We start from the raw sequence: 17,980 nt of genomic DNA, 5'->3' as shown, positions 1-17,980 counted from the left end.
ACCACCGACGGCGCCACCGATGGTGGCGGGAGCGGCACCGAGGGCGCTGGCGGCAGGCGCGCCGGCCCGGCCGCTGGTGCCGTGCGTCGCCGCCGGCCGGGCCGGCTGTCGGGGCGTACCTGTGAAAGCCGTCAACACGCACGCTCCGCCAACGCCGTACTCGTTTCGCCACCCGTCTCGCCGGCGGTCGGGCGACGCCGGCAGCCGGGCCGCGCCGGCGACGTCGGCGCGGCCGGCCCGTCCCCCGCGCGCTCCATCCCACCGGCCGTCGTGTTACCGGCCGTCGTGTCACCATGCTGACGCGTCCTGTCATGTCGAGGTGGCCCGCCGTATCGATGTAACACATCGCATCGGTACGGCACTGGTCGACGGCGCGGCACGTGTCCATCATGGCCTGTCGCACGCTGACGGCACGTCTCCCCGCCGCGCCGCGGGGAGCGGTCGGCCAGGCGGTGGGGCGCCAGCCGGTCGAGCGGGAGCCGGTCGTGGACGGGTGTCAGCCGGCCGGCGTCCGGGCGCGGCTCGCGGGGCCGTGCGCATCGCCAGGGCTGCGGACGTCGGCGGCGAGCAGGCACAGGTCATCCTCCCGGCCGCTGGGGCCGGCGACCTCTGTCAGCAGCCGGTCGCAGAACGCGTCCAGGCGGAGAGCGTCGGACTGTGCCGCGACCGCTGACAGGACGGCGAGCCGGTCGGTGATGGAGACGTCCCGGCGCTCCACCAGACCGTCGCTGTAGAGCAGCAGCCGGGCCCGGACCGGCAGCGTGACGGTGTCCTGCCGGTAGGCGAGGTTGTCCACGGCACCGAGGATCGGGCCGTGGACGACCTCCAGGAAGGCCGGGCGGCCACCGTCGAGGAGCAGCGGCGGCGGGTGGCCCGCGCACGACCAGGTCAGCGTTTTCCCGGCCATGTCGAGGCAGGCGACCACCGCGGTGGCATAGACCGCCGAGTCGCTGGCGGCGAGGTTGGACGACAGCTGGCTGGTGATCCTGGCGGGGGGATGGCTGAGCAGCGCGTAGGCGCGCGCCGCGTGCCGCAGTTCGGCCATGACCGTGGCCGCCCGCAGCCCGTGGCCGCCGACGTCCCCCACGATCAGGGTGAGCTCGCCGGTCGGGAGCACCAGCGCGTCGTACCAGTCACCGCCGACGTCGACGTCCCGGCCGGCGGGCAGGTAGCGGGCGGCCAGTTCCACGCCGGCCAGCTCCGGCAGGCGCTGGGGGAGGATCGCCCGTTGGAACGCTTCTGATACCGACAGTTGTTTCTCGTACAGGCGTACCCGTTCGAGGGCGTGCGCGCAGTGCCCGGCGAGCGTGGTCAGGAAGGCCCGCTCGTCGGGGTCGAAGAGCCGTTCGCTCTCCCAGAGCAGCACGATCACCCCGATCGGCCGCCCGGAGACGATCAGCGGGATGTGGGCTATCCACGCGGCGGCGGCCGCCTCGAGCAGGGGCCTGGCGTGCGGATAGTCGGCCAGGTGCTCCGCCCGGGAGTCGAAGCGGGCCCGGGCCGTGCGCAGGACGTCCGGGGTGGCCGCGGTTCCCCGCCCGGAGATCAGTTCCAGGAGCCGGCTGACCCGCTGGGACTGGACGGTCGGGGTGACCACCCGTACCCGTCCCTCGTCGCCGACCATCATGATGATGGCGCAGTCCGCGCCGAGGTCGTCCCAGGCCGATCGGACGATCACGTCCGCGACGTCCGGGACGGTCAGGGCCTGGCCGAGCGCGGCGGTCACGTCGAACAGCTGGCGGGCGCGGCTGAGTGCCGACGACAACGACGTGATCAGTGCCGCGCGGTGCGCCTCCGCGCGGTGGCGCTCGTCGACGTTGCGGAAATAGGCGGTTATCCCCTCCGGGGAGGGGAACAGCCGGACCTCGAAATGCCCGCCGAAGGCCGCGTAGTCGGCCTCGGACTCCACCGGCAGCTGGGTGTCCAGCGCCTGCAGGTACAGCTTCTCGAACGCTGGCCCCATGAGCGACGGCGCAAGATTCCACAACTGTTCGCCCACCAGCTCGCAGGTATCACAACCGAGCAGTCGGCTCATGACCGTGTTGACGAACACGAACCGGCTGTCGTCATCGAACACCACTACGCCGTCACTGACCTGTTGCAGAGCACGTCCAGCCTGCTCGCGGCCGACGCGCAGCGCGGTGGCGCCGGTACAGATCCCGGCCACGCGCACCACCCTGCCGGCGTCGTCGCCGACTATCCCGCCACGGACCTGGAGCCAGACGGGCGCACCGTCGGGGCGCACGACCCGGAACTCCTCGAGAAAGGGCTCGCCGGTCGCCAGCACCTCGTCCATCCGGGTCCGCAGGAGCGGCACGTCGCTCGGGTGCACACAGGAGAAGAAGGCCTCGACCGGCCCGGTGAAGGATCCCAGCTCGACACCGTGCAGGTTGGCAGCGCGCTGATCCCAGCGCAGCCGGTCGGCAGCGACGTCCCACTCCCAGATGCCCACGCCGGCCCTGTCCAGCGCGAGCAGCGCGTGTGCCGGCAGACCGTTCGCATGTCGGTGAAGCCGGGGTCTGTCGTCACCACCCGATCCCACGTCACGCTCCCCACTGGCTGTCGGCGTTCCCGTCTGCCGGCGTCGCTGGCCCGGGACACACCCTGAATGACCGGCGGCGGCAGCTCAGGTGGGGGGAGCTGATGGATCGCGACTGGTCCGTGGGGTCTTACGGGTAGGCATCGGCCCGGCTCGACAAGTCAACCACGAGGCATCGTGCCTCGTTGCCCGATAGGACAGAACAGTCCATTATCTCGCCGGATTACCGCCGGCGGCGATCACGGTCATGTGGGCATGCTCACGGCTGGCCGGCGTCCCGCCGGCCGTGGATCACCGGCAGGTCACCGCTCGCGGATGCCGACGCGGTCGTGCAGGGCGCGCAGGGGGCGGGGCGCCCACCAGTTCCAGTCGCCGGCAAGGCGCATGAACGCCGGGACGAGGACGGGGCGGACGATCAGGGCGTCGAGGAGGATGGCGAGCCCGGTGCCGAGGCCGAAGAACTTGATGAACGACACCCCCGAGACCAGGGTCGAGAAGAAGGACACGGCGAGGATGAACGCGGCGGCGCTGATGATCCGTCCACTGCGGGACAGGCCGATGATGACGGCCTGCCGCAGCGTGGTGCCGTTGTCGTGCTGTTCACGGATACGGGCCAGGACGAAGACGGCGTAGTCCATGGACAGCCCGTAGGTGATGCAGAACAGCAGGACGGGGATGGCGACCGGGAGGGGGGCGGGGGTGATGCCGAGCGGGCCGGCGAGATGGCCGTCCTGGAAGATCCAGACCATGCTGCCGAAGACGGCGCTCAGGCTGAGCAGGTTGAACACGAGGGCTTTGAGCGGGAGGACGACGCTGCCGGTGAGCAGGAACAGCACGGTGAAGGTGATGACGGCGATGAGGACGAGGGCCAGCGGGAGATGGCGGCCGATGGAGCCGGTGATGTCGAGGAGCTGGGCCGCCTGGCCGGTGACGAGAACCCGGTGGTGCTGGGGGACGGGGGTGGCGCGCACGGCGTGGGCGAGCCGGGCACCGGCGGGGGAGTAGGGCTCGGTGCGGCTGAGGACGGAGAACCAGGTGGCGGTGCCGTCCGTGAAGCGGGCGGCGGTGGCCGGGGTGGCCGGGGTGCTCAGGGTGCCGGCGGTGTAGGAGCCGGCGACGCTGTCGACGCGGTCGACACCCGGGATGGCGGACAGCCGGCCGGCGTAGCCGGCGGCGTCGGTGACGGCGGCGGCGCCGGTGCTCCAGCTGGTGGAGACGACGGCGAGAGCGCCGGTGGCGGGAGCGGCGAAGTCGGTACGCAGCCGGTCCGCGGTCTGGCGGCTTTCGGCGCTGGTGGGCAGCACGCGGTCATCGGGGACGCCGAAGGCGACGTGCAGGAAGGGCGCGCCGAGCAGGAGCAGGACGGCGAGGGTGGGGATGGCGGTGCGGGCGGGGTACCGCCAGGCCACGGCGGCGACCCGGCCGACCGCGCTCAGGCCCCTCGCCCGCCTCGCCCGCCTCGGGCGGCGCCGCCGGGGCAGCGGCCAGCGTTCGATCCGGCCCCGCAGCAGGAACAGCAGAGCCGGTAGGACGATCAGCGCCCCGACCAGGGTGATCGCCACGACCGCGACGCCGGCGAAGGCGAACGACCGCAGGAAGTACTGCGGGAAGACCAGCAGGCAGCACAGGGCCGCGGCGACGGTGGCGGCGCTGAACACGATCGTCCGGCCGGCGGTGCGCATGGTCGCGTCCAGGGCGGCGACGGTGCCGTAGCTGCGTCTGCGTTCCTCGCGGTAGCGGGAGATGAACAGCAGACAGTAGTCGATGGCGAGCCCGAGCCCGAGCGCGGTGGTGAGGTTGACCGCGAACACCGAGACCTCGGTGAGGGTGGCCAGGACCGCGAGCGCGCCGAGCGTCCCGATGATCGACAGAATGCCGATGACCAGTGGGATGCCCGCCGCGACCACGGTGCCGAAAACCACCAGCAGCAGGGCGAGGGTGACCGGGACGGCGATGGACTCGGCTCTGGCCAGATCCTTGGTGACCTGTGTGTTGATGTCGTTGTTGATCTGGGTGAGCCCGCCGAGGGAGACGGTGACGCCGGCGGCGTGGCCATCCGCCCGGGTGAGCAGGTCGTGCAGCCGTCCGGTGTGCTCGGCGCTTTCGTCCTGGTCACCGTCGACGTGGGCGACGATCAGGCCGGCGTCACCGGAGCGGCCGCGCAGTTCGGCCACGGGCGTCTCCCAGTAGGAGGCGACCACCAGCAGGCCCGGCTCGCGCCGCAGCATGGCGGTGACGTCCTGTCCCTTCGCCCGGACCGCCGGCGTCTCGACACCGGCGCTGGAGCCGATCAGGACGACCAGGTTCGGGTCGGCCGAGCCGAACCTGTCCAGGAGGACCTGCGTGCCGCGGACCGAGTCCGAGCCCGGATCGTCGAAGCCGCCGGTCTTGAGCTGGCTGACCGCCCCGACGCCGACGATGGCGGCGAGGACCGTGAGCGCCGTCGTGACGAGCAGGACCATGCGGGGACGGGTCACGATGACGCGCAGCAGCCGGCTGCGTATCCGTGGGCGTACCCGCGGGTGGACGGCGGGGCCGTGCCCCACGCCGCGGGGCATGGGGACACGGGGCCGGTGCCGTCCGGTGGCGTGAGGCCGGTGGAGCCGGGACTCCGGCGGTGGCGATGTCTTCATCGCGGCGAACCGTCCTTCCGGCCAGGGCGGAGCGTGTCCTCGTCCCGGCCGGCCGCGGCCGTGCCGCCCGCCAGGCCGCCCGGCGCACTGTTCGGCGTCCTGCCCGGCGCACTGCCCGGCGTCCTGCCCGGCACGATGTCGCCGGGGTGGGGAATCCGGCCGGTACCGGCGTCACGCGGGTGCTTCCGGCTGTTCCGGTGGTGCCGGCTCCCGAGCGGGGAACGGCTCCGCACGGTGTCGTCGGACCGCTCTCCCGGCTTTCGCGGCGGGCAGCGGAAAAGATCTCTGCCGGCCGCTTCCGGAAAACAGGAGGCAAGCTCGACGATCGCGACTTCGTTCACCAGGATTTTCCCCGACCATTGGTTTCTGCTGAGTGCTCGCGCCGATGGTAGGGCAAAACATCGGCGTGACGTCGGTGCGGACCTCACCGTCGATTCGTCGCCATCGCCCACGCCGGTGGGCAGCGGCCGTTTTTCGGTACCGGGTGCTGCTACCCGTCCAGATATGGGCAAACTATTCATATCAGTTGTGCGATTTGTCTCCGATGCTGTCCCGAAGATTCCGCTGGCGGGCTTCCGGCCTGTTCGGCCGTGATCGTGTCACGGCCGTGGCCCGGCCGTTGGCCGTTCGGCGGACGGGATTCGTACCGGCTCCGGATCCGATGCCCCACAAGGTGGTCCGGTGTGTTCTACCGGACACCGGTCACGGGTGTTTGTGGCCGCCCGGTATGGTTGGTGGCCGAAGCACCGAAAAGGCCGGCGGCGAACGGATCACGTTCCTCCGCGCCCAGGGATTCGGGAGGCCCGGCCTTCCGGTCATACGAGGAGGGATCATGACGACCCGGTCCACCCTCACGGCTGGCGGATCCGGGCGGCAGCTTGCGACGGTCTTTCTGCTGATGCTCGTCGTCGGGGCTGTTCTCGGCGGGACAGCCAGCTATCTGACCACGGAAAGCGTTCAGAACGGCAATTCGAATGACATCGCCCTCGATGCCGCCCCTGAATCACCGCCAAGCACGACGGCGCGGGTGCCGGCAGCCCCTGCCGGCGGAGGCGTCGTCCCGGTCGCCGGTGCGTCCCCGAACAGCGCGCCGGCCGCCCCGGCCGTCCCGGCCCCGTCGGCCGCCAGTACGCCGGGCTCGGGCGCACCGCCCGATGGCCAGCCCGCGGACCAGGGCATTGCCGCTGCCGTTGGCAGCCGTTCGACCGGTGGCCCAGAGGCGCCGGGGCCCGCCTCGGAGTCCCCGACGCCCGTTCCCGCGAGGCGGCAGCCGACGCCGGGCCCGGCGACCACCGCGCCCGAGCCGGCCAGCACCACCATGGCGCCCCGCCCGGTGCCGTCGCCCGCGGCACCGACGTCGGCCCCTCCGGCGGCCGGCCGGTGACATGTTCTGACGGTCCGGGGCTGTTCCCGCCGGTCCGGAATCATTCCCGGCGGCCGGCGGCCGGGGCCGTTCGATATCGTCCAGATTTTCTGGCGAAGTAAAATCGTAAACAAAAGCGATGTGACGACGACCGGACCAGGCCGATACCCCGACCGGTCGGGCAGACAGCCCGGATATGCCGTGCCGGCGTCGGCACGCGGTATGCTGCGGCTCGCGGCCGGGCTGCCGCATCCGTCGCCGCATCCGGCAGAGGGGCACAGATTTTCTTGGAGCACGTCGACGGCAGCTGCCTGGGCGAGCCGGACGGGAATGTCCGCGACATGCCGACGGCCCGGGCCGCCGGTCCCGCGGCGGCCGGCGGGGCAGCCGCCGATGGCGGGCCTCACGGGTTTCACGAGCTCTTCGGCCCCGGCGCCCGCCCGGCCCTCGGCCGGGCGGGCGGGACGCCCGGGAACGGCCTTTTTCCGGGAACAACGTGAGATATGACGGAACGCCCCCGCCGGTTTACCGCAGATGTGCCGCCGCTTCTTCTCGTCGGCCTGGGCAGCGGTGTTCTGCTGCTCGTTGTCCTTGCTTTTGCCGAGTCGCTGGACCTGCTTGCGTTCGCCGCGGTCCTGAGCTATCTGGCAATCTACCTGTTTTCGTTCGTTCTGCTGCGCCCGCATCCGGAGCGCTCCGTGGAGCCGGCGCCGACCAGCACCCGCCAGCGGTCCGCCGACAATCATGACCAGCCGTCCTGAGGAGCGCCCAGGGCGCCTGGCCATGGTATGTGTCCGGCTGGCAGCACTGAACCGGTTGACCGGGTCAGGCCGTCTCGTTGGCCAGTCGCACGAGCGCTCCACCGGCGCGCATGAGGTCCGCCAGGTCCTGCTGATCCAGTTGTCGCAGCCGCCGGAAATACCAGCCGTCGACGATGTCGCGTGAACGGGCGACCGCGGTGAGGCCTTCGGCGGAGATCCGCACGATGAACTGCCGGCCGTCGTACTCGTCGTGTTCCCTGATCACCAGGCCGCGTTCGGTAAGGGCCGCCAGCGCCCGGGTCATCGATGGTTTGCGCACGCCTTCCAGATGCGCGAGCTGCGTTGGGGTCAGCGGGCCCAGCCGCTGCAGTGCGGACAGGGCCGATATCAGGCTGACCGGCAGCGCCTGCGGATCTCGTTGTCGTTCGGCCCGCTGCGCGCGCGCAAGCCTGGTTATCGACGTTCGCAGCGCGGTCACGAATGCCGGGTCGATACGGCTGTTCTCGTCGTTCTCGGGCAGGCCTGAATCCTCGTTGGCGGCCGGGGGCCGCCGGCGTCCCACGGATGGCGGACTGTTGGTCGACTGCACGGGCACGGTCATTGCCCCATGGTAACGACGGTCCCGTCCGCCGGCGGCCCGAGCGCGCCTCCCGGCGGAACGGCCGTGACATTCCCGGATCCGGGATTTTTCGTGCCGACGGTGCCCCGGATCGTGGCAGCAGGCCAGGCGATATGGCGACAGCGGTATGCAGCGAAGATTCCATGGCTGCTGGTTGCCGTGAACCACTGGAATTCATCGGTATCCGTCGGTAGCGGTGCTCTTCACCGGACCGCGTATGGTCCGGTCACCACCGTTCCAGCAGCCGGGCCGATGACCGGGACGGCCCGGGGCGCCTTCTCGGCCGCTGCCGGTCCACGGAGTGCGCCGGTCCACGGAGTGCGCCGGATCACGGAGTGTGCTGGATCACGGAGTACCGCCGTGATCCGCGGTGGGCAGGGTCCGCCGCCGGTCGTGGCGGTCCCGGACCCGCTGGTAGATCTCCAGGGAGAGGCTGAGCACGAGGCGCCCCTCGTGGGCCGAGCGGCGGAACGTGTCGGACTGGATGCCGAAAAGGCGGGCGGCCCGTTCCCGTCTCTGGTCGAGGGTCAGGCCGAGGGTGCCCGGCCACAGGCACAGCATGATTCCGATTGCTTCGCTGTGCGGCTGTTCCATGGCGGCGACGGCGGCGGTGAGCATCCGGTGGGCGCGCAGCGCCCGGTCGTGGATGGCCTGCCGGGGCATGCCCGCCTCGGCGGGCCAGACCAGGTCGACGAATTCCGGGGTGTACGTGATCAGCTCGGTGGGACGGCCGCCGCGACGGAGCATCCGGATGAGCTGGTTGTGAATTTGTTGTGCTGTTGATGTTTCCATCGTGTGATTTTGTCGTTCCTTTCCGCGTGGCTGGTCTGGCACCCACCAGTTTTCTGTACCAGCTCGCCACGCGGCAGGAGTTCGGAAGGACTGCGCCGGTCTCCCGGCTACCAGTTTGATGCCATTCTCGTGTCGGTTTCCGCCCAGACGATCGGCTTGGGATCCGCCAGACGCAGGCGCTGCATTCTGCCACGGCGCTGATGTTCACTGTTCGGTGACGGGCGAATCCCGCCCCAGCGGATGTCACCGGTGACACCGTCGAGTGGTGCTGTCGAGCTGGGCATCGCTCGTCATGGCAGCCGCCTCGAACGGGAAACGGTCCCAGGAAGTGATCTCAGGCAGCGATCTGAAGGGCTGGCGATGACAAACCGTGACGATGCCAGATCCGGGTGCTCGCGGCGGCGGGGCAGGCCCATCCGCTCTGTGGACGCTGCGGACACGGTGGATACCGCAGACGCCGCACCCTGGCCGGAAGGAGCCGACATGACAGCCGTACCGCCGCCGCGGCAGCCGGCGCGGCGACTGCCCCGTGGGCCCGCGGCGGAATCGACGCCGTCGCTGTACGCGGTGGTCCTCTTCGACGGGAACGACCGGTCCGCTGTCACAGAGGTGGTGATTCTTTTTGAAAGCGTTGCCGCTGCCGACGGTTATGCGGCGGAACGCGGCTGGGGCGACTACGCCGTCGGCGCCGTCCGTTTCCACCTTCCGCCGCTGGTTCGCAGTGTCCGGTGGGTGGCGTGAAAAATCCGGTGGACCAGTCGTGTCGGTGATCAACAGGCACGACTGGTGTGAAACGGGCCCGCGCTGGCAGGCTCACGCCGACAAATCTACCCGGGGGTGCGGCAGGCGGAGATGAACTGGGTCAACGCCTCCACCCGGTCCGACGGCGCGTCGACAGCGCGCCTGATGACCCGGATCAGATGTTCGTAGGAGTCGGTATGGTCGTATCGCGCGGTGTCCGCGATCCGCAGCGCCCATCGCCAGTAGCCCTTGATGGTGTCCGCCAGCGGCATCCGGAAGTTCGCTATCACGTCCCGGATCGGTTCCACGACGGTGTCGCCGTACCGGATCAGGTATCGCTCCACCATGTCCGCCATGAACGAGAAGTGACGGGCCTCGTCCCGGCTGAGCCGGTTCAGGATCTCCGCGAGAACCGGCTCATCGATCACGGCGCGAAGCTGCTGATAGTAGAGCTGCGTCGCTTTCTCCTGCACGAGGGTGTAGGTGAACAGCGAGACCGGGCTGTCGAAGGGCAGGGTGAACCTCCGCCGGCCCTCCTCGGCGAGCTCGAGGCGCAGCCGTTCGGGCTCGGCGAGCCCGGAGGCCACCTGATAGCGGAAGAGAGCGCGGGCATGGGTGTCCTCCTCCTGCGCCCAGCGGACCGTGAAGTGGTACAGCTCCCGGTTACGGACGAAGTCCGCCGGGCCGACATCGCCATCGAGGGGGAAGAACCGGTTGTAGAGAGCGAAGTAGCCGGGAAGGTGATCCTCGATCAGGGTGATGAAACGGACCGCGGACCGTTGCCCCTCGGTCAGCCTCCCGCAGTCCGCGCTGTTCCAGTCGAAGTCGCTTTCCACGTCGAAGCGGCGTGTCGACGGCGAGGCAGCCATGAACGAGGTGACCGCATGCTCGATGTCGGCGGCCGGCAGGAGCCGGCGCGCATCCTGTTCCGACGGTGGTGCAGCCAGGGTTTCCCCTGCCGGGCTGCCGTCCACGACGGTCATCGGTCCTCCTGCCGTTTTTTCACCGTGCCTGCCGCTCCGGCACGCGGCCGCCGGGCCGCAGCAACGGCAACAGGGCCGGGTCCTGGAGCGGTGGGCTGGTCATCGTGCCTTCCGGCACGTCAGGGCGTAGTGCTTGGTGGTGTAGCCCCATCCGGCGTTGGCGATCTCCAGGTAGCGCTCGAGCTCGCCGGCGAGACCTGGCCGGATCCGCTCGATGGCGCCGGTGGCGGAGCGGACGTTCGCCAGCCAGTCGTCGATCGTGCGACGGTAGTCCGCGGTGAGGTCGTCCAGGCCGACGATGGAGAAGCCGGCGTCCTCGGCGCCACGGACCAGGTCGGACAGCGGGCGCATGTCACCCCAGCCGAAGATTGTCTCGCCGACGAACCGGGTACCGGCGCGACGGTGGAACGTCTCGTGCGCGGACGCGTTGCGAAAGCAGCTTTCCGACACGTAAAGGGCGCCACCGCGGCGCAGCAGCGCTCGGGCCCTGGCGAACACGGCGGCCAGATCGGGCATGTGCACGATGGATCCGAGCATGGTCACCGCGTCGAAGCCGCCGGCGGGCAGGTCGATCTCCTCGAAATGCCCCTGCCAGGTGCTGACCCGGTCGGCCACACCGAGTTCACGGGCCCGGCCGCTTATGTAGGCGTGCTGGCGGGCCGCCGGGCTGATGCCGGTTGCCCGGCAGGCGTGTTCCCGTGCCATGAACAGTAACAGGGATCCCCAGCCGCAGCCCACGTCGAGCAGGCGCTCGCCGCCTCGCAGGCCCAGGCGTTCGGCGACGAAGCGCAGCTTGTTGATCTGCGCGTCCGCCAGGGTGTCCGTCTCGGACCTGTACAGCCCGCAGCTGTACTTGCGCGACGGATCGAGGAAGAGGCCGAAGACCTCCGGGTCGAGGTCGTAGTGCTGATTGGTGTCGGCGACGGCGGTGTCCGTCCTCGGGTCCGTGATCGTCGTCATGACGGGTCCGGGATGAGGGCCTTCGCCACGACCAGCGCGATGTCATGGACGGAGGAGACACCGAAGACGTCTTCGTCCTCCAGCTCGACGTCGAAACGCTGCTCGATTCTGGAGATCATCCGGAGTACCTTGACCGAGTCGGCCCCCTCGATCGAGCGGAGGTCGGTGGACGGAGTCACACTGCCGGTGGCGAGGCCGAGCTCGCCGGTCACGATGTCGGTGACGACAGCGACGATCTGCTCGTGGGTGGCGGACAATTTCTCTCCAAAACGTGTCGTGTTTCACGGCATCGGGCTGCTGACGATACGAAAAAGACGGCCACCGGATTGCCGGCCGAAGCTGTCCACCCGCTCGGGCCGGATCCGGCGGGTGTCATACCAGTGCTTCGGCCAGCGCGCGCCGGATACGCGCGTTGCTGGCGAGGTCCAGGCCGGTCAGGGCACCGAAGGCCCGGCGGATCTTCACCTGGAGGCGGTCGAGCTCGCAGGCCCCGCCGGCCCTGGTAAGGAAGAACTCGAAGCCGGTGTCTATCGTCTCGTGCTCGCGCAGTTCCGGCAGTTCGCTTTTGAAAACACTCACCGGATGCCTGATCCGTGTGCCGGAGGTGTACACATAGAGCGTTTCGAGGACGGATGGCAGCTCCCGCGGATGCGCGGCCAGGCGCCTGCGGGCGAAGTAGATGAACTCGCGGGCGTGGGCTGCCTCGTCCCGGCTGGCGTCCCGCATGATTGTCCGCAGCACCGGCTCGGCCACCCAGTCCGAGACGGCCCGGTAGACGTGGTTCACCGTCAGTTCCGAAATGATGTTCGTCGCGAGGGTTGCGGCCGGTGTCGTGCCGGGCGCGTACGGTTCCCGCATCGCTTCGACGGGAGCCGCCTCGACGTGGACGCCCAGTGCTTCCAGCCAGGCCCGGAACGCGTAGTGGTGCTGAAGTTCCTGAAAGCCCCAGATCGCCACGAAAGCGGAGAAGTCGTAGTCATCGACGAACTCGTTGAAAAAGCCGTGCTGGGCGGCTATCGAGTTCGACTCGCCCATCACCGCGCTTTTCGCCAGTGTGACGTAGTCGGGGTCGACCAGGTCGCGATCGATCTTGTCGAACGGCAGGTCGGCGAGTTGCCACTGATGACGTTCGTACTGGCGGAAGACATCGTAACTGTGCATCGGCTTCCTTCGCGGACTTCGCGTGCGGGCTGCTGCGGGCTTCGGGGCCGGTCCGGGCGGCCCGGGCGGCCCGGGCGAGGGTCACAGTGCGCGATCTTCGTGGCAGGACCACGCCGGGCTGTTACGTCGGGCCCTGTGACATCGGGCCCTGTGACATCAAGCTCTGTGACGTCGAACTCTGTTGTGCCGGTGAACCGGGCGTCGGTGAACTGGGCGGCGGGCCCGCGGTGTCAGAGCGGAGGCTTCCATGATCGTTCACGGATGGCCAGGCGTTGGAACTTGCCGCTGGACGTGCGGGGGAGCGTGCTCGGGGGCACCAGGCATACCGCCAGGTCGGACAGGCCAAGCGTTCCGGTGATCTGGGCACGCAGATCACCGGCGAGCCGGTCACGTGCGGCCGGGTCGTCGAGGCTCGTCTCCGCGAGCAGAGTGATCACTTCTGTGCCGTCGCTCCCGTGCGGGCCGGCATCCCAGCCGTGCCCGCCGCGGCCGTCGTCACGGTCGCTGTCATGGGCGCGGCCGGCGACAGCCACGCAGCGGCGCTTGAACACCCCGGGGACGTCACGGGCGATGCCCTCGACGTCCTCGGGGTAGAAGTTCGTCCCATGAATGATGATCATTTCCTTTGTTCGTCCCGTGACGAACACGTCGTCACCCAGATGGAAACCCAGGTCTCCGGTACGGAGCCAACCGTCCGCGGTGAAGGTGTCGTCGTCGGTTCCCTCCGCCAGCAGATAGCCGGACGTCACCGGATCCCCGTGGATCTCGATCTCGCCGACCCGTTGGGCGTCGGCAGGCAGCTCGCCGGCGTCGGGGCTGGAGATTCGCAGGTCGACCCCGCGCACCGGGCGGCCCACGGCGATGACAGCCCGCGCGCGTGGATGCTCGGGTGGCACCCGCTGGACGCGCCCGGCATTGGCCAGCAGGTCCCGGTCAACCCAGACCGACACCGGCGGCCGGCCCAGCGGGGGAAAGGTGACCGCCAGCGTCGCCTCGGCCATCCCGTACACCGGGAACATCGCCTCAGGGGCGAAACCGGCCGGCGCGAAGTGTTCCAGGAACCGCTCGACCGAAGCCAGCGCGATGGGCTCGGCACCATTGAAGGCGACCCGCCAGTGACGCATGTCCAGCTCCGCCACCTCCCCCGGGGGCACGGCGGCGACCAGCTGGTCGTAGCCGAAGTTGGGAGCGGGGGAGATCGTCGCCCCGGACGCCAGGAACTGGCGCAGCCATCGTGCCGGGTCCTTGACGAAGGAGGCGGGTGACCACACTGTCATGGGGACGTTACGCATGATCGCGGACAGGGTCGCGAACAGTCCCATGTCGTGGAAGAGAGGCAGCCAGCTGCCGCCTCCGTCGCCGTCCCGGCCGAGGTCGATCCCCTCGCTGATCGCCTCGATGCCCGCGAGCGTGTTGGCGTGGGTGAGCCGGACCCCCTTGGGGGCGGCGGTGCTTCCCGAGGTGAACTGGACGATGGCCGTCTGGGCCGCGTCGACCAGGGGCAGTCGCCCGGGCGGAGGCGCGGCCGCCAGCAGATCGGCGGCGCGGACGAAGGCCACGTCACCCACGGCACCGTTGAAACGGCTGGCCAGCCCCCGGAAGCGGGAGGAGACAACCACGTCGCGGATGCCTGCGACCGACACGATCCGCGCCAGCCGGTGCGCGTGCCCCGCCAGATCCCAGGCCGCCGTGGGCAGCGGCAACGGGCAGGCCGCCGCGCCGGTCCTGGTGATGGCGAACAGCGCCTGGAGGAACTCGGGTGCGTTCTGGCTGAAGATCCCGACCAGGCTGCCCGGTCCCACGCCTGCCGCGGCCAGCGAGCGCGCCATCACCCGGGTGGAATCAGCGAGATCACCGAGGGTGATGGAAGCCGGCTCGGACGGGAAGTCGACCCGGGTGTCCCGGCCGTGGGCTGCAGCCCGGTCAAGCGCATCGTGCAACGTGCCGGTGACCATGCGGCCTCCCCCTGTCCACGAAGAGCCGGCCGTCGCCTTCCTCACGCCGTCCTCTTCTTTGCGCCGCCGTTTCTTCGTGTCGCCGTTTCTTCGAGCCGTAGTTTCTTCGTGTCGCCGTCTCCGGGGACCACCGGTCGGGGCGTCCGTACCGGCCGGCCAATGGGCGAATCGCGCCCGGTGCGCCGTGAACGCCGCCACCGGAAAAATTGTCCGGCGGCGCACCGAGGACCGTCAACGGTTGTTTCCCGATCGTATAGATCCATTCGGGAAAGCTATTGGACAGCTATTGAGCGAGGCCGGATCCGGTGGGTCGCAGGCAGGATTCCCGCATCATTTGTCGTCGCTTCGCGTTTCGTTCACCACCAGGCCGTGACGGGCTGGGCGAAAACTGGAGAAAGCGGCCGGTGGGCACTTTTCCGCGTAATACGTCGAGCGCTGACCGGGCGTCGCCGGCCGCTGCCGGCCCGACCCGGTACGAAGGCCGGGCCACGCTGGGCCGTACCGGGCCGTACCGGGCCGTACCGGGCCGCGCCGGCTCCCGGACGACCGCCGACAGACAGCGCCGGTGGACCTGCCGGGCCGTCCCGGCACGTCCCGGCCGGGAGTCATGCCGGCTGGGAGTCATGCCGGCCGGGCATGGCATCCCGGCGGCACGGCCAGCCTGGTGAGCGGCGGCGAGGGCAGTGAACAGCGGTGATAAGCGTTCGTAATCGTATGGCTGGAAGTTGCTCGTTGCCAGGGCCACAAGCTGCTAGCAACATCGCTGGAACCGGGGGAACCGTGCACCCCCGGTTCCCAGGACCCAAAATTCTCCGGCGGCATCACAAAGATCCACACGTTACGCCGTCGGGGCGCCTCGGCATACCACATCACACCAGTGCTCCGGAGTCCCCGGATTCCGGTATTTCAGAAGATCGGACATTTCGCAGATGCATCTCACCGTCCTCGGCTGCCGTTCGGGAATGCCTTCCGGTGGCCAGGGCAGTTCGGGTTATCTCGTGAGCACCGACAGCACCAGGATCCTGCTCGACTGCGGTCCCGGTGTGGCGCTGGCGCTCAGCATGATAGGGCATCCAAAAATGCTGGACGCGGTGGTGATCAGTCATTTCCACCTGGATCACTGCTATGATCTGCTGCCGGTCGGAAAAACTCTCCTGAGCCGGCACGCGCGGTATGGCGCGTCCTTCCCCACCCTGCCGGAGATCTTGGAGGCGGCCGGCACCACCCGGCTCACGCCGATTCCGCTCTATGTCCCGGCCGGCGGGCGCGCGACCCTGCGGAAGCTCGCGGAGCTCTTTCCGGTGGCGACCATCCCGTTGCTGGACAGGGCGTTCGACCTCGCCTTCGACGTACGGGAGTACGTCCCGGGCGAGAGTTTCACGGTGGGTGACTGCACGATCAGTATGCACGCGCTGCGTCACGCCATCCCCAACTGCGGTGTCCGGCTGGACAGCCCGGCGGGCAGCCTCGCCTACACCGGCGACACCGGCTGGACAGACGCGCTGATCCCCCTGGCCCGCGACGTGGACCTGCTGCTGGCCGAAGCCACCCTGGAGATCGCCGACAACGGGCCGCACGGTCATCTGTGCGCCACCGACGCCGGTACCGCCGCGGCCGAGGCGGACGCCGGGCAGCTCGTCCTGACCCATTTCATCTCCGCCGACCCGCGGTGGCTGGCGGCCCGGCAGGCCGACGCCCGCCAGGTCTTCACCGGCCCGGTGCACATTGCCGCGCCAGCCGCCCAGTTCGACACGTGGATTCCCGGGGGCTTTCCCGGATGACCCCCGGAATCGCCCACGCGGCTCCCGGGGCCGCCCGCGGCCGATCCTGCCCGGGCCGGCCCGTCCCACCGGCCGCCGTCCCACCGGCCGCCGTCCCACCGGCCGATGTCCCGGGGGGCGGATGTGGCTGACGGCACCCGGGACATCGGCCGGCGCCCGTCGTCGGCGGAGGTCTCGGTGGTGTGGTGTGACTTCGGCGGCGTGCTGACCTCCCCCATCCCGGAGGCGTTCGACCGGTTCGTGGCCGCGGCGGGGGTGCCGGCCGCGGCCCTGCGGTCGGCCATCGAGACGGTCGCCGGCGAGCGCGGCATGCGGATGCTCGAGCCGCTGGAACGCGGGCTGATGACGCAGCACGACTGGGGACTGCGGGTCACCGCGGCGCTCGCCCCGCGGTGGACGCCACGAGTCGACCTGACCCGCTTCGGCGACCACTGGTACGAGGGACGGCGGATGAACAGCGCACTGCTCGGCTGTCTGGCCGACTGCCGGCGCCGGGGGCTGCGGGTGGGGCTGCTGACGAACAGCGTGGCCGAGTGGGAGCCGCATCGCGCGGCGCTGATGCCCGACGCGGGCGTGTTCGAGGTGACCATCAACTCCCACGAGACCGGGATCCGCAAGCCCGACCCGGAGATCTACCAGCTGGCCGAGGACGCCTTCGGCGCGACGCCCCGACAGTGCCTGCTCATCGACGACACGCCGGTCAACTGCGTCGCCGCGCGGGCCCGTGGCTGGCGGACGATCCTGCACAGCTCGCCGGAACAGACCCTGGAGCACCTGATGCAGCTGTGACGGTGGGTATTCCACACGGACCGGAGACCACCCACGCGATATCCGGCACCGCCCCGCTGTCTCAGACGGCCCTTCCGTGGCCACGGCTGTGGCGGAGTGGCCGTGGCCACGGGGCCGGCCGTGCCGGGTACGGGCAGGACGGCCGGCTACGCGCTCCGGGTCGTGTCCACGGGCTGTAGCAGGCAGGTGCTCGTCCCGTGGGCAATCAGCTTGCCGGTAGGGTCGGTGACACGCGCTTCCGCGAGCGCGGTCCGTCTGCCGACGTGGATGGCCAGGCCCTCACAGGTGAGCCGGTCCGCGTCCAGTTTCACCGACCGGATGAAATTGACCTTCAGCTCGAGCGTGGTGTAAAGAACCCCGTCGGGGAGACTGGTGAAGACCGCGCTCCCCATGGCGGTGTCCATGAGGGTCGCCAGAACTCCGCCATGCACGGTGTACATCGCGTTGGCCGTGGCCGGTGAGGGCGCCAGCGTGTAGACCGTCCGGCCCTCGTCCACCGACTCGACGGTGATACCCAGCGAGTGGCCGACCCCGATCCCGGCCTGCAGGCCGTATTCCAACAACTGCTGTAGTTCCCGGATGCGGCTCTGTGCGGCGGACTCCTCCCGCGTTCCGTTCACCTGCACGGACTCGCCTCCTTTGTCTCTCGCCACGCTCTTGTCTCCCGGCGGCTCCAGCTGCCGCGTTGCCGGCCGCGATATTCTGCATGTCATCCGCATGCGGCCTCGGCTCGTCCCGCACCCGGGACGCTCGTCACCGGACGATACGCCGACATCCACTGGAACAGGACCGCGGAACGGTGGACCGCCGGTGAACGTTCTGTTACCCCACGGTGGATGAACGGTTTTTCCATTTTCCCGGCTTTTCATTTCCGAGAACGGAACTGTCCGGAAAGCGGCGTGG

At 69.7% G+C, this 17,980-nt stretch carries 15 protein-coding genes; 5 read left to right on the top strand and 10 right to left on the bottom strand.

Annotation, left to right across the window (positions count from 1 at the left end; all coding sequences use genetic code 11):
• Positions 1-496: 496 nt before the first annotated feature.
• Both NBX02_RS14455 and NBX02_RS14450 read right to left on the bottom strand, forming a co-directional pair.
• Positions 497-2,542: a SpoIIE family protein phosphatase gene (locus NBX02_RS14455; protein WP_250280775.1), complete on the bottom strand. Its 2,046-nt coding sequence runs from the start codon at positions 2,540-2,542 to the stop codon at positions 497-499.
• 299 nt (positions 2,543-2,841) lie between these two features.
• Positions 2,842-5,097, bottom strand: coding sequence for an MMPL family transporter (locus NBX02_RS14450; RefSeq protein ID WP_250280772.1), 2,256 nt, complete (start codon positions 5,095-5,097; stop codon positions 2,842-2,844).
• Between the two features lie 907 nt (positions 5,098-6,004).
• Here NBX02_RS14450 and NBX02_RS14445 point away from each other — a divergent pair.
• Together NBX02_RS14445 and NBX02_RS14440 are read left to right on the top strand one after the other, a co-directional pair.
• On the top strand, positions 6,005-6,556 hold the full coding sequence (locus NBX02_RS14445) for a hypothetical protein (protein WP_250280770.1): 552 nt from the start codon (positions 6,005-6,007) through the stop codon (positions 6,554-6,556).
• A 515-nt stretch (positions 6,557-7,071) separates the two neighbouring features.
• Positions 7,072-7,296: a hypothetical protein gene (locus NBX02_RS14440; protein ID WP_250280768.1), complete on the top strand. Its 225-nt coding sequence runs from the start codon at positions 7,072-7,074 to the stop codon at positions 7,294-7,296.
• A 64-nt stretch (positions 7,297-7,360) separates the two neighbouring features.
• Here NBX02_RS14440 and NBX02_RS14435 read toward each other — a convergent pair whose 3' ends face one another.
• Positions 7,361-7,897: a MarR family transcriptional regulator gene (locus tag NBX02_RS14435; RefSeq protein WP_250291735.1), complete on the bottom strand. Its 537-nt coding sequence runs from the start codon at positions 7,895-7,897 to the stop codon at positions 7,361-7,363.
• 363 nt (positions 7,898-8,260) lie between these two features.
• Positions 8,261-8,707, bottom strand: coding sequence for a hypothetical protein (locus tag NBX02_RS14430; protein ID WP_250280763.1), 447 nt, complete (start codon positions 8,705-8,707; stop codon positions 8,261-8,263).
• Between the two features lie 483 nt (positions 8,708-9,190).
• Here NBX02_RS14430 and NBX02_RS14425 point away from each other — a divergent pair, with 483 nt between their 5' ends.
• Entirely contained in the window at positions 9,191-9,448 is a 258-nt protein-coding gene (locus NBX02_RS14425) for a hypothetical protein (RefSeq protein ID WP_250280761.1), read from the top strand.
• Between the two features lie 86 nt (positions 9,449-9,534).
• Here the strand turns inward: NBX02_RS14425 and NBX02_RS14420 are convergent, their stop codons facing one another.
• From NBX02_RS14420 to NBX02_RS14400, 5 genes are all read right to left on the bottom strand, one after another.
• Entirely contained in the window at positions 9,535-10,431 is an 897-nt protein-coding gene (locus NBX02_RS14420; RefSeq protein ID WP_250280759.1) for an acyl-ACP desaturase, read from the bottom strand.
• 99 nt (positions 10,432-10,530) lie between these two features.
• Positions 10,531-11,391 (bottom strand): class I SAM-dependent methyltransferase, encoded by an 861-nt coding sequence (locus NBX02_RS14415; protein ID WP_250280757.1) that lies wholly within the window; start codon positions 11,389-11,391, stop codon positions 10,531-10,533.
• A complete protein-coding gene (locus tag NBX02_RS14410; protein WP_250280754.1) occupies positions 11,388-11,648 on the bottom strand; it encodes an acyl carrier protein in 261 nt (86 codons plus the stop codon). The genes NBX02_RS14415 and NBX02_RS14410 overlap by 4 nt, the downstream gene beginning before the upstream one ends.
• A 115-nt stretch (positions 11,649-11,763) precedes the next feature.
• Entirely contained in the window at positions 11,764-12,552 is a 789-nt protein-coding gene (locus NBX02_RS14405) for a ferritin-like domain-containing protein (protein ID WP_250280752.1), read from the bottom strand.
• A gap of 230 nt (positions 12,553-12,782) precedes the next feature.
• On the bottom strand, positions 12,783-14,507 hold the full coding sequence (locus tag NBX02_RS14400; RefSeq protein ID WP_250280750.1) for an AMP-binding protein: 1,725 nt from the start codon (positions 14,505-14,507) through the stop codon (positions 12,783-12,785).
• Between the two features lie 929 nt (positions 14,508-15,436).
• Here NBX02_RS14400 and NBX02_RS14395 point away from each other — a divergent pair.
• Together NBX02_RS14395 and NBX02_RS14390 are read left to right on the top strand one after the other, a co-directional pair.
• Positions 15,437-16,288, top strand: a complete 852-nt coding sequence (locus tag NBX02_RS14395) for an MBL fold metallo-hydrolase (protein WP_250280748.1) — start codon at positions 15,437-15,439, stop codon at positions 16,286-16,288.
• A 123-nt stretch (positions 16,289-16,411) separates the two neighbouring features.
• Positions 16,412-17,077 carry an HAD family hydrolase gene (locus tag NBX02_RS14390; protein ID WP_250280746.1) on the top strand — a complete coding sequence of 222 codons (666 nt, stop codon included), beginning with the start codon at positions 16,412-16,414 and terminating at the stop codon, positions 17,075-17,077.
• 146 nt (positions 17,078-17,223) lie between these two features.
• Here the strand turns inward: NBX02_RS14390 and NBX02_RS14385 are convergent, their stop codons facing one another.
• A complete protein-coding gene (locus NBX02_RS14385) occupies positions 17,224-17,703 on the bottom strand; it encodes a PaaI family thioesterase (protein ID WP_250280744.1) in 480 nt (159 codons plus the stop codon).
• Positions 17,704-17,980: the final 277 nt, after the last annotated feature.

Source organism: Protofrankia sp. CiP1_Cm_nod1 (genome assembly GCF_920888515.1).
Lineage (GTDB): Bacteria > Actinomycetota > Actinomycetes > Frankiales > Frankiaceae > Protofrankia.
Note: the sequence above shows the minus strand (reverse complement) of the source record. Positions and strands in the feature narration are given on the sequence as shown.